Source organism: Flavobacterium ranwuense (assembly GCF_004349315.1).
In the GTDB taxonomy this organism is placed as follows: Bacteria; Bacteroidota; Bacteroidia; order Flavobacteriales; family Flavobacteriaceae; genus Flavobacterium; species Flavobacterium ranwuense.
On the sequence record NZ_SMLH01000001.1, the window covers coordinates 981,468 to 994,664 of the forward strand.

General features: G+C 34.2%; 10 protein-coding genes. All 10 read left to right on the forward strand.

Annotation, left to right across the window (positions count from 1 at the left end):
- The first annotated feature begins 2 nt into the window (after window positions 1–2).
- The 10 genes from E0I61_RS04240 to ruvA all read left to right on the forward strand — a co-directional run bounded on the left by E0I61_RS04240 (window position 3) and on the right by ruvA (window position 13,188).
- Entirely contained in the window at window positions 3–1,328 is a 1,326-nt protein-coding gene (locus E0I61_RS04240) for a vanadium-dependent haloperoxidase (protein ID WP_132069603.1), read from the forward strand.
- A gap of 2 nt (window positions 1,329–1,330) precedes the next feature.
- Window positions 1,331–2,248: a hypothetical protein gene (locus E0I61_RS04245; protein ID WP_132069605.1), complete on the forward strand. Its 918-nt coding sequence runs from the start codon at window positions 1,331–1,333 to the stop codon at window positions 2,246–2,248.
- 138 nt (window positions 2,249–2,386) lie between these two features.
- Window positions 2,387–3,691, forward strand: a complete 1,305-nt coding sequence (locus E0I61_RS04250; protein ID WP_132069607.1) for an MFS transporter — start codon at window positions 2,387–2,389, stop codon at window positions 3,689–3,691.
- 16 nt (window positions 3,692–3,707) lie between these two features.
- Window positions 3,708–4,634, forward strand: a complete 927-nt coding sequence (locus tag E0I61_RS04255) for a carbohydrate kinase family protein (RefSeq protein WP_131991579.1) — start codon at window positions 3,708–3,710, stop codon at window positions 4,632–4,634.
- A 3-nt stretch (window positions 4,635–4,637) separates the two neighbouring features.
- Window positions 4,638–6,377 (forward strand): alpha-amylase family protein, encoded by a 1,740-nt coding sequence (locus E0I61_RS04260; RefSeq protein ID WP_132069609.1) that lies wholly within the window; start codon window positions 4,638–4,640, stop codon window positions 6,375–6,377.
- Window positions 6,378–6,486: 109 nt separating this feature from the next.
- Entirely contained in the window at window positions 6,487–7,701 is a 1,215-nt protein-coding gene (locus tag E0I61_RS04265) for an MFS transporter (RefSeq protein WP_131990266.1), read from the forward strand.
- Window positions 7,698–9,563, forward strand: a complete 1,866-nt coding sequence (locus tag E0I61_RS04270) for a trehalase family glycosidase (protein WP_132069611.1) — start codon at window positions 7,698–7,700, stop codon at window positions 9,561–9,563. The genes E0I61_RS04265 and E0I61_RS04270 overlap by 4 nt, the downstream gene beginning before the upstream one ends.
- Before the next feature lie 73 nt (window positions 9,564–9,636).
- Window positions 9,637–10,062 carry a CBS domain-containing protein gene (locus E0I61_RS04275; RefSeq protein WP_131990264.1) on the forward strand — a complete coding sequence of 142 codons (426 nt, stop codon included), beginning with the start codon at window positions 9,637–9,639 and terminating at the stop codon, window positions 10,060–10,062.
- A 159-nt stretch (window positions 10,063–10,221) separates the two neighbouring features.
- Window positions 10,222–12,510: an NADP-dependent malic enzyme gene (locus E0I61_RS04280; RefSeq protein ID WP_131990263.1), complete on the forward strand. Its 2,289-nt coding sequence runs from the start codon at window positions 10,222–10,224 to the stop codon at window positions 12,508–12,510.
- A 96-nt stretch (window positions 12,511–12,606) separates the two neighbouring features.
- Window positions 12,607–13,188 carry a Holliday junction branch migration protein RuvA gene (gene ruvA, locus E0I61_RS04285; RefSeq protein WP_131990262.1) on the forward strand — a complete coding sequence of 194 codons (582 nt, stop codon included), beginning with the start codon at window positions 12,607–12,609 and terminating at the stop codon, window positions 13,186–13,188.
- Window positions 13,189–13,197 lie beyond the last annotated feature (9 nt).

The window sequence follows — 13,197 nt, forward strand, 5'->3', positions numbered from 1 at the left end:
AAATGAAAACGAAAATTATAAGTATTGCGGTGATTTGCCTTCTTTTTATTTCGTGTAATAAGAATAAGTCTATCGTAGTTACTACAGATGATTATCATGCGGCAATAGATAATGTGACTCAAATTATGATTCATGATATTTTTTCGCCACCCGTTGCCAGTAGAATTTTTGTCTATCCAAATATAGCGGCTTATGAAGTTATGGCACAAAACAGCAAAATCTATGTGAGTCTTCAAAAGCAATTGAATGGATTGGATTCTATACCAAAGTTAGATCCTAAAATAGGCGTAAATCAACCAGTAGCAGCGCTGATTGCGCATATGGAATTAAGCAAACAATTGGTTTTTTCAGAAGAAATAGTGGAGACGTTTAGAGATAGTTTGTATCAGAAATGGAGCGATGAAAATGAAGAAGAGTTTGAGGTTTCTAAAGAATACGGACTAAAGGTGGCTGAGCGAATCAAGAAATGGATGGGAAAAGACAATTACAAACAAACCCGAACCATGTCTAAATTTTCTGTGCATGCCAGTCAACCTGGAAGATGGCAGCCTACTCCGCCAGCCTATATGGATGCCATAGAACCGCATTGGGGCGAAATCAGAACGATGGTTCTTGACTCGGCATCACAGTTTAAACCCATACCGGCATTCCCTTTTTCTTTAGATAAAAAATCACCTTTTTTTAAAGAAGTACAAGAAGTGTATGATATCAGTAAAGAGATGGTTAAAAAAGGAGATAATTCAGAGGAAATTAAAATTGCTCAGTTTTGGGATTGTAATCCGTATGTTTCCGTAAGTCAGGGGCACATGATGTTTGCAAAAAAGAAGATTACCCCTGGAGGGCACTGGATGGGAATTGTGAAAATTGCAAGCAAAAAATCGAAAGCAGATTTTGCTAAAACAGTTTTTGCTTATACGAAAACTTCAATAGGGATTTTTGAAGGATTTATCAGCTGTTGGGATGAAAAGTTTAAGAGCAATGTGGTGCGTCCGGAAACAGTAATCAATCAGAATATTGATGAAAACTGGAAACCTTTGTTGCAGACGCCTCCTTTTCCCGAATACACAAGTGGGCATTCAGTGGTTTCAATGTGCTCTTCTTCTATTTTGACATCTGTTTTTGGTGATAATTTTGCCTACACCGATGATACTGAATTGCAATTTGGATTGCCAAAAAGGAAATTTGCCTCTTTTGATGCTGCCGCCAAAGAAGCGGCGATGAGCCGTCTTTATGGAGGAATTCATTATAAAGCCGCAATTGTAAACGGGATTACGCTTGGCGAGAATATAGGAGATTTTATTGTTGTAAAATTAAAGATGATTAAATAGTAATGACAGTCAAAAAAAAAATTATAATAGGTTTCAGTGCTTTTTTAGCGTTGCTTTTAGTTTGGTACCTGTTCATAAAGGAAACAGATTATTGTATATCGTTTAAAGTAAAAACAGCCACAGGAACCGTTTTTCAGGGAATTCAGGAATGGACAGCGGCTCAATTGTTAAAAGATAAAGAACATTATGTCATTTTGGAAAAGAGAAACTTTGACTTTATCAAACAAGAGATGAAAAAAGGAAATGTTCAAATGGAATATACTTGGAGCATTAAATCAACTAATGACTCAGTGACAACTGTTAGCGTTGGAATCAAAGATTTGAATTGCAGTTTGTACAATAAACTAACGGTACCATTTTTTAATACTGAATTTAAACAAGAACAAATCAGAAAAATAACTGATTTTAAGCAAGGATTAAGCGATCATTTGAAAAATTTTAAAGTCAAAATTGATGGGAAAGGTTCTTCAGAAGAAACATTTGTAGCATACATCAATTTAAAAAGTGTTTTACAGGAAAAAGCACAACATATGATTGCAAATGATGCGAGCATTACCGGATTTCTATTGAAAAACAAAATAGAAATTATTGGAAAACCGTATGTAGAAATTACAAAATGGGATTTAGATAAAGAGACCATCGATTTTAATTATTGTTTTCCAATTGATAAAAACACAAAAGTTATTGAAAATGAAGTTGTGAAATTCAAGAAATTATCAGCCATCAAAGGATTGAAAGCTACTTATTACGGGAATTTCAGAACTTCTGACAGAGCTTGGTTTGCGTTGTTGGATTATGCCAAGAAGAAGGATTATAAATTAGAGAATAAACCATTAGAACATTTTCTTTCAAATCCTTTTAATGGAGGAGAAGAGCTACAATGGGAAACTAAAATAATCATCCCTTTTGCTTCAGAATAAAAAGATGTTTTTTTTTAGCAGTTTTAAATTTATCGAAAACGTTTTCGGGTCTTCCGAAAACGTTTTTGTTTATATTCTGTATACAATTGGTAATATTAAAATTAATTTTAGAAATAATTAACGAATTAACCACCCAGAATGAGCTTAAAAGTAAAATTAAAATTTTGGCAGATAATCAATATGAATGTTGGTTTTTTTGGGATACAGTATAGCTTCGGCTTACAGCAAAGTGCCGTAAATCCTATTTATGATTTTTTGCATGCAAGTCCAGATCAAATTCCTATATTAAATCTTGCAGGACCCTTAACTGGATTGTTAATTCAACCCATAATTGGAGCGATGAGTGATAAAACTTGGCATCCAAGATGGGGAAGGCGTAAACCTTACTTTTTTATTGGAGCAATAGTTTGTAGTATTGCTTTATTTCTGTTCCCATTTAGTAGTTCATTATGGATGGCTGCAGGTTTGCTTTGGATTTTAGATGTTGGTAACAATACCGCTATGGAACCATATCGTGCTTTTATTGCTGACACGCTAGACGAAGAACAGCAGCCAATAGGTTTTCAGGCTCAAAGTTTTTTTACTGGTTTTGGACAGTTTCTGGCCTATATTTCTCTTTTTCTATTTCCGCTTGTTTTTGTGGGTTATACAGGAGCATTACCAACTTGGATTTATGCTTCGTTTTTTTTAGGCGCAGTTCTTTCGATAACTTCCATTTGGTGGAGTATGAAAAAAACAACAGAAATTCCACCAACTGAAGCAGAATTAGCAATTTTAAAAGCAGAACCATTAAATGTTTTTTCTCCTTTTATAGATATTTATAGAGCGGTTTTAGAAATGCCAACGGTTATGTGGCAACTATTTTTGGTCTATTTGTTTCAATGGTATGCCATGATGTGTTATTGGCAAAACAATTCAAAAAGTATTGCTTTGTCCGTTTGGAATGTAACGCCAAAGAATACAGTAGGATATGAAAAAGCAGTGGAATGGAATGGGTTGATTGGTGCATTTGGATTTATTGTTACTTTTTCAATAGCCTTCTATTTGGCCAAACTAGCCAAAAAACATGGTGCTAAGATGATACATTTCGTCTGTCTTTTATTAGGAGCGGTTTCTCTTTTATGTTTTCCAATGGTGCAAAATCAATATGTATTTTTTGCAGTAATTATTGGTTATGGAATTGCCTGGGCAAGTATGATGGGAATTCCTTACTTGATGGTTGTTGCTGTTATTTCAAAAGAGCGCTATGGCGTCTACATGGGTATTATTAATATGATGATTGTAATCCCAATGATTATTCAAAACCTGTCATTTGGTTATATTTTAAAAAACTTCTTACATAATGACCCTCGATTAGCGATAAGTTTTGCAGGAGTTTTGTTAGTGATTGCTGCTTTCTGCACCTTATTAATTAAAATTAAAAAGACAAAATTAAGTGAATAATAGAATAAATAATAATATGGATGAAATAGACATCCTTTGTGTTGGTGAAGTTCTTGTAGATTTTATTGGACATCAAGAAGGAGTGCTCATTAATGAAACTAGAGATTATCATAGGTATTTAGGAGGTTCACCTACTAATGTTGCTATGAATTCAACGCGATTGGGTTTGAATACTATTATGGTTGCAACTGTAGGAGACGATGGTTTTGGGTCCTATATTACGGAACGATTAACGAGTGTGGGAGTGAATACAAACCATCTTAAGGTTCTGGAGAATAAATCTACTAGTGTGATTTTTGTTTCAAGATCCGAGGGTACCCCGGATTTTATTCCGTATCGTTCAGCAGATTGTTGTATTGATGAAGAACAAATTTCAAGGGAAATACTATCTCGTACAAAGATATTTCATACCACCTGTTTCGCATTAAGTAAAAATCCTGCACAGAAAACCATCTTAAAGAAAGCACAAGAAGCACACGATTTAGGATGTAAGCTAAGTATCGATCTTAACTATGCAAGAAAACTTTGGAAAAGTCAAAAGAAGGCTTTTAAAGTAATCAAAACCTATTGTCAATTCAATCCGTTAATAAAAATTAGTGAAGATGATATGCTGCGTCTTTTTGAGAAGGAACTTCCTCATGAAGAGATATTTGATTTTTTTCACCATCAAGGAGTAGATACTGTTTGCTTAACTTTAGGTAGCAAAGGAGTGAAATTATCTCAAAAAGGGAAAGAAGTAATACAAATGCCAGCAATAAAAATTGACAAAGTTATGGACTCCACTGGTGCAGGTGATGCTTTTTGGTCTGGATTTTTATTTGCTTATATAAAAGGAAAATCAATTAATGAATGTTTGGATATCGCTTTAAAATTAGCCGCTTTAAAACTGCAAAATGTGGGGCGATTACCGGATAGCATCAATATCCTTTCTAAACTTTTATAAAATATGATGCAACAAAATAATACAAAAATCAGTAATGGCGTAATGCTCAATATTTATCCAGATAGTGTTGGAGAAAAATTTAGTGATACCATAGCTATGCTTAAAATGGGTGAGTTTAAAGATGTATTTTCTTTACTATACGTTTTGCCTACTTTTTTTAATAGTGATTTAGATAGAGGTTTTTCTATTATTGATTATGATATAAATAAGGATTTAATTGACACAAAAGATTTAAAGGACTTGGATGAGCTCCAGATAAAACTGAAATTTGATATTGTGTTAAATCATCTTTCTGTAGCTTCTCCTCAGTTCAAAGACATGCTGCAACACGGTAATGAATCTAAATTTAAAGATTTTTTCATCAATTGGAATGAGTTCTGGGAGGGAAACGGGGTAAAAAATCAAGATGGAATTGTAATTCCAGAACCAGAGTTTCTCAATAAATTGTTCATGAGAAAGTCGGGTTTGCCTATCTTGAAAGTGCGTTTTCCGGATGGCACAGAACAGCCTTATTGGAATACTTTTTATCAGCAAATCACCTACAATCCGATTGCTGCAGCAGATTTACAAAATGTAAAAGGACTGACAGAAAAGCAAAGCCTATTTATTGTTGCCGTAATTAACACAGCAATTAATGATAATCAAGATTTCACGACCATTGATTTTGAAAATTGTACTCCTTTAAAATCAGAAATTTTACAAATTGTAGAACAAAAGCGTTCCTATTTAGGACAAATGGATGTGAATGCTGAATCGCCTTTAGTATGGGATTTTTATGAGGAGACACTAAAGAAATTAAATGGTTATGGTTGTAATATCCTTCGATTAGACGCTTTTGCCTATTTGCATAAACAAGTAGGGGAATCCAATTTTTTTAATAAACCGGGGACTTGGGAATATTTAGAGCGTATCAAGAAAATAGCACAACAAAATAATTTGATGCTATTGCCAGAAATTCATGCAGAATATGGTTTGCATTTACATGATGAGGTAGCCAATGAAGGATATTATATCTATGACTTTTTCTTGCCGGGTTTAACGATACATACTATCGAAAATAAAACCAGTAAAGCCTTGTTGAGTTGGGCTAAGGAAATTATTGCTAAAGGATATAAAACTGTAAACATGCTTGGTTGCCATGATGGAATACCTGTTCTGGATTTGAAAGGCAAAGAGGTAAATGGCGTTTATAATAAAGGATTGTTAGAAGATACCGAGATTGAAAGTATCATGAATAAAATCATGGAACGTGGTGGTCGTGTAAAGAATCTTTACGATCCTTCAGGGAATAAAATTTCTTATTATCAAATAAATGCTACCTTTTTTAGTGCACTAGGTGAAGATGAACAAAAGTTGCTTTTAGCAAGAGTCATTCAAATGTTTATGCCAGGAATACCGCAGGTTTGGTATTTAGATATTTTTGCAGGTAAAAACAATTATGAGGCTGCAGATAGTGGAGGTAGTGCCGGACATAAAGAAATTAATCGTACCACATTGACAATGTCTGATATTGAGCGGGGGCTCAAAACGGAAGTTGTAAATAAGCAGCTAGAAATTATGCACTTAAGAAATACTTCAAATGCTTTTTCAGGTCATGTAGAAATAAATGATGCCGTTGACGCTATTATAGATATTAAATGGGTAAATGGCACTACAGTTGCGCACCTAAAGGCAAACCTTGAAACCAATCGTTTTACAATTGACCATTCGGTAAACGGTATAACAACCACTATGAGTTTTTAAATTTCATACTGTAATCAAGAAATTAGGGGTGTCAAAATATCAAAATAAAGATAGTGATTCTGGAAGGGGTTTAAAATCGGAATTGTCCAAATGATTAAAAAAATAAAATATGAAAAAAAATGCTGTCAAAATTGCGATGTATCTCAATTATTTTGTGTTTGCAATATTATTAAATAGTGTTGGGATTGTTATACTAAAATCGCAAGCAAATTATGGGGTGGATGAAGTGCAAGCCAGTATTCTAGAAGCATTCAAGGATATGCCTATTGCGATAGTTTCCTTTTTGATAGCGTCATTTTTGCCAAGAATAGGATATAAAAGAGCCATGCTTATTGGATTAGCATTGGTGTCAATAGCTTGTGTAAACATGTATTTTGGTAATTCGTTTGATACCGCAAAATTGCTTTTTGCTACAGTTGGTGTTTCTTTTGCTTTAATAAAAGTCTCCGTTTATTCCCTAATTGGAACAGTTACAAAAAATGAGCAGGAACACAATAGTTTAATGAGTAGTATTGAAGGTGTTTTTATGATAGGAATTGCGTTGGCTTACTTTTTATTTCCCGCTTTCAATTCAGAAACAAATCCTGATTCCTGGTTAAATGTATATTGGCTGTTAGCTGGAATTTCAGTAGTGTCATTTGGTTTTTTGTTTTTTACCAAATTCGAAAACCAAACCGAAATTCCCGGAGTTGACTTAGCGGATGATTTTAAAGAAATGTTTAAATTATTGGCTAAACTGCTAACAATAATTTTCGTAATCAGTGCTTTCTTTTTTGTTATGATTGAACAGGGAATTATGTCTTGGTTGCCTACTTTCAATAGTAAAGTGTTACATCTTCCGGAGAATATCAGCATAATGATGGCGAGTATTTTGGCTATCTCATTGGCCGTTGGCCGACTTCTAGCTGGGGTGATTACTAAAAGAATCAATTGGATTTGGGTACTCAGTTTTTGTATCGTAGCGGCTATGCTTATTGTAATTTTTGTGCTTCCTAAAACGGTTGGATTGGATGTAAAAAAAATCAATTCGCTTGGCGATATTCCACTAATAGGATTTGCTTTCCCGTTAGTTGGACTTTTTATTGCACCCATTTACCCGCTATTAAATTCAGTAGTTTTGAGTGCTTTGCCAAAAAAATCACACAGTTCCATGACCGGTTTAATTGTTGTTTTTTCTGCTCTTGGGGGAACATTGGGTTCTAGAGTTATGGGCTATTTGTTTAAAAATGAAGGTCCTGAAACTGCATTTTATTACACATTAATTCCAATGTCATTATTGCTTGTTTCTTTCTATATTCTAAAAAAACTAACTTCAAAAAAATGAAACTCTTACTCAATATAGACAAAGTATTCCATGAATTATTACTTCAGGAAGATACAGATAAAGATAAAAAAATCACTAAAGATGATAATGGGCCTAAAAAGTTTGTTTTAGTTGATGAAAATACAAAAAGAGAAATTGTTATTGAGGGAACGTATCATTTGTCCAATTTACTTCAGGAATTGGCTTTGTTAAAAGAAAATAAAGTCGATAAAGGGGAGGTAGATTTGAGCCGTATTCAAGAAAATCCAGTTGAACGAATTTCGAGGAAAATTAGAGAAGATTATTGGAATGAATTGACCAGAACAATTGATAAAAAAGGGTTAAATCAAATTCTTCAGGACGAAAAAACGACTAATGAAGTTCCTACACTTTATGTCTCTGCAAAAGACAAGCAAGGTGTTGTCTGTTTTCAGGAATTGGAAAAAGAACTTCAGAATTTTAAAGTAGGTATTTTGCCGGAAAATTTTTCGATGGAATATGTAGATACATTAAATACAAAGCCAGGTATTTTGGCTTTAGCTTTAGAGCAAAAAACAGACAGTTTACATGGAGTGCCTTTTGTAGTTCCCGGAGGAAGATTTAATGAGATGTATGGCTGGGATAGTTATTTTATTGGTGTTGGTTTAATTATAGACAATCAACTGGAAAAAGCGATGTCCATTGCCGAAAATTTTAAATATCAAATCATACATTACGGTAAGATTCTAAATGCAAACAGAAGTTATTATTTGACAAGAACGCAGCCACCATTGTATTCTTCGCTGATAATCGAAATTGTAAAAAAGAAAACACCAAGTTTAGAATGGTTGAGAAGTCATCTAGAAACAGTTATTTTGGAGTATAATACGGTTTGGATGGTTCAAGGAAAACGATTGACACCAACAGGTTTAAACCGATACAAAGCAGATGGAGTGGGGATGCCTTTTGAAGTGGAACCGGGACATTTTGATGATGTTTTAGAGCCCTATGCTAAAAAATATAATTTACCAATTCGAGAGTTTGAAAAACAATATTTAAACAGAACTCTTGTTGATGCTGAACTTGATACATATTTCGTTCATGACCGTAGCTTGAGAGAAAGCGGTCACGATACAACCGATAGACTTATAAATACATGTGCCAATTTGAACTCGGTAGACATCAATAGTTTTCTTTATAAATATGAAAAGGACATTGCTTATTTGATAAAGGAGTATTTCAGTAATGCTTTCCAAAGTGGAGCTGTGGTATATACTTCCGAAGAATGGGAACAAAAAGCGTTTTTTAGAAAAGAAAAAATTGATGAATTGTGTTGGAATGAAGAATTAAGCATGTATTTTGATTATGATTTTGTAAATAAAAGACAATTTCCATTTGAAGCAGCAACTACATTTTTTCCTTTATGGGCGGGGTTGTGCAATGAACATCAAGCTAAAAAATTAATAGAAATTGCTTTACCACAATTTATAAAAACCGGAGGTATTACAGGAAGTACTAAGTCTAGTGTGGCGCATGTTTCAAGTGATGCTCCGCAACGACAATGGGATTATCCATTTGGTTGGGCGCCGCATCAAATATTATTGTGGGAGGGTCTGATTAACTACAAATTCTTTGATAAGGCTCAAGAAATGGTCTACAGATGGTTGTGGTTAATAACCAAAAATGCGGTAGAATACAACGGAACTATTCCTGAAAAATTTGATTTAGAAATCAGTTCACACAAAGTTTTTGCGGAATATGGTAATGTAGGAACTGAATTTGATTACATCGCCAAGGAAGGATTTGGTTGGGTAAATGCATCGTATCAATATGGATTGCAAATTTTGGATACCAAATTAAAAGCTAAATTGGCAGAGTTGATTTTACCTGATGATTTATTTTAGTGCTGAAAAAATATATTTTTGTTGTTTGAATGCATATTTTTTTTAACTTTATAATTCACTAAATGAATCTATTATGACTGTTAATCAAATTTTAAGCACCAAGGGGAAGGGAGTTTATTCCATACTTTCCACTAACACTGTATACGAAGCATTGACAGTGATGAGCGAGAAAAACATCGGAGCTATTCTTATCATTGAGGATACCGTTTTGAAAGGAGTTTTGTCTGAAAGAGATTATGCTCGAAAAATTGTTCTGAAAGCTAAGTCATCAAAGAAAGCCTTTGTGCATGAAATCATGGAAACAGATGTAGTGACAGTAAGTCCATCGGATAATTTAGATTATTGTATGGAGTTGATGAGTACAAAACGGGTGAGGCATTTGCCTGTACTGGAAGATAATGTCGTAATTGGGATTATCTCCATCAGTGACGTAGTAAAAGCGATTATCGAATTGCAAAAAGATACCATTCAACATTTAAACTCTTACATTACACAATAAAAGTTAAATTGTCCAACAAATAAAAATAGCTGCAAATTTTGCAGCTATTTTTATTTGGATCATTAGGGCAAGTCTGATTTTTTATAAAACATTAGTATAAAAGCTTCCTTTTTAAAGCAAGTCTTATATCTTTGTGAACTAGAATAAAATCTAAAAACAATGGACAAAAATAGCAAAAGAAGAGAAGCATTATTATACCACGCAAAGCCAACTCCTGGTAAAATTCAAGTAGTTCCTACAAAGAAATATGCAACACAAAGAGATTTATCTTTGGCGTATTCCCCGGGTGTCGCTGAGCCGTGTTTAGAAATTGCAAAAGACGTAAACAACGTTTATAAATATACAGCAAAAGGAAACTTAGTGGCTGTAATCACAAACGGAACTGCCGTTTTAGGATTGGGTGACATTGGTCCCGAAGCCTCTAAGCCAGTAATGGAAGGGAAAGGGTTGTTGTTTAAAATTTTTGCTGATATTGATGTATTTGACATCGAAATTGGAACAAAAGATATTGAAGAATTCATTCAAACGGTTAAAAATATAGCGCCAACTTTTGGGGGTATTAATTTGGAAGATATTAAAGCACCTGAGTCTTTTGAAATTGAAAGACGATTGGTTGAAGAATTGAATATTCCTGTAATGCACGATGATCAGCACGGTACTGCCATCATATCATCGGCGGCATTGTTGAATGCTTTGGAATTAGCAGGTAAAAAAGCGGAAGATGTAAAAATGGTCGTTTCAGGAGCAGGTTCTGCGGCGCTTGCTTGTGCTAATTTATATGTTTTATTGGGTGTGAAATTAGAAAATATTTTGATGTTTAATAGTAAAGGTGTTTTGACAAAAGACAATCCGTCACTATCCGTTTTACAACAAAAATATGCCCAAGACATAAAACCGATAAGTCTTGAAGAAGCATTAGTGGGGGCAGATCTTTTTTTAGGATTGTCATCAGGTGATATCATGACTCCAAAAATGTTGCTTGGAATGGCCGAAAATCCCATCGTTTTTGCGATGGCAAATCCAGATCCGGAAATAGATTATAACCTTGCTGTTGCCACACGTAAGGATATTATAATGGCAACAGGCCGTTCTGACTTTCCTAATCAAGTAAATAATGTTCTTGGATTTCCCTATATTTTTAGAGGCGCATTAGATGTTCGTGCTACCAAAATAAATGAGGAGATGAAAATGGCGGCTGTAAGAGCGCTTGCTGCATTAGCAAAAGAATCGGTTCCGGAACAAGTGAATATTGCTTACGGAGCCACTAAATTGGTTTTTGGAAAAGAATATATTATTCCTTCTCCGTTCGATCCTAGATTGATAACTGTTGTTGCGCCAGCTGTTGCAAAAGCAGCTATGGATTCCGGAGTAGCATTAAACCCTATAACCGATTGGGAAAAGTACAAAGAAGAGCTTTTAGATCGTTTAGGGAATGATAATAAAATGGTACGATTGATAGCTAATAGAGCTAAAATGGATCCTAAAAAAATTGTTTTTGCTGAGGCGGACCATTTAGATGTCCTTAAAGCAGCACAAATTGTATTAGAGGAAGGTATCGGTTTTCCAATTTTATTGGGAAACAAAGAAACTATTTTAGAATTAAAAGAAGAACTAGGTTTTTATGCTGATGTACCGATTATAGATCCAAAAATTAAAGAAGAGGAAGCCAGAAGAAATAAGTTTGCCACAACCTATTGGACATCCAGACAAAGAAGAGGGATTTCATTATTGGATGCTCAGAAGTTAATGCGTGAAAGAAACTATTTCGCGGCCATGATGGTCAATGAAGGAGAAGCGGATGCATTAGTAACGGGATATTCCAGAAGTTATCCATCGGTAGTTAAACCTATATTACAGCTTATCGAAAAAGCACCTGGCGCTTCTCTAGTTGCCACTACAAATATGATGATGACGGCTCGTGGGCCAATGTTTTTGTCGGATACTGCTATAAACATCAATCCATCTGCAGATGATTTGGCTAAAATTGCCATTATGACTGCAAAAACAGCTAGAATGTTTGGAGTAGAGCCGGTAATTGCGATGATATCCTACTCGAATTTTGGGTCTTCAACGAATGAAAGCGCTTCAAAAGTGAGAGAAGCTGTTGCTTATTTGCATAAAAATCATCCTGAGATGATTATTGATGGAGAACTTCAGGCGGATTTTGCATTGAACCCTGAAATGTTAAAAGAAAAATTCCCTTTTTCTAAGTTAGCAGGGAAGAAAGTAAATACTTTAATTTTTCCTAATCTGGAATCGGCAAACATTACCTATAAATTATTGAAAGAATTGAATAAGGTAGATTCAATAGGACCTATTATGTTAGGAATGGGAAAACCAGTTCATATATTTCAATTAGGTGCAAGTGTAGAGGAAATGGTCAACATGGCGGCAATTGCGGTGATAGATGCTCAGGAGAAAGGGAAGAAAAAAGTAAATTTAATTTAGTTTAATAATCTTTAAACTTTAAGAGCAGTTTAATTGCTAAATATAATAAAATAATGTGCTAATTTTATTATATTTGGTGATATATTTATATAATTAATGATAGCACATTTACAAGGAAAATTAGTAGAGAAATCGCCCACGCAAATAATTATTGATTGTGGAGGAGTTGGTTATCATGTAAATATTTCTTTACATACATATTCTTTACTTCCAAATACGGATTTTATAAAAGTATATACGCATCTTCAAATAAAAGAGGATGCGCATACACTTTTTGGTTTTGTGGAAAAGTCAGAAAGAGAGATTTTCAAAATGCTATTATCAGTCTCTGGAATAGGAGCGAGTATAGCAAGAACAATGCTTTCTTCATTAGACCCAAAACAAATTACCAATGCAATTGCATCAGGGGATGTGGTAACCATTCAATCTATAAAAGGGATAGGGAGTAAAACAGCGCAACGAGTAATACTGGATTTGAAAGATAAGGTATTAAAATTGTATGATTTAGATGAAGTTTCTATGTCGCAAAGCAATACAAATCGAGATGAGGCGTTATCAGCTTTGGAAGTTTTGGGGTTTTTACGAAAATCTTCAGAAAGGGTTGTAGAAAAGATTGTCAAAGATGACCCAGAGGCTTCTGTGGAGTCAATCATCAAGAAAGCTTTAAAAAACTTATAGAGGTATTCA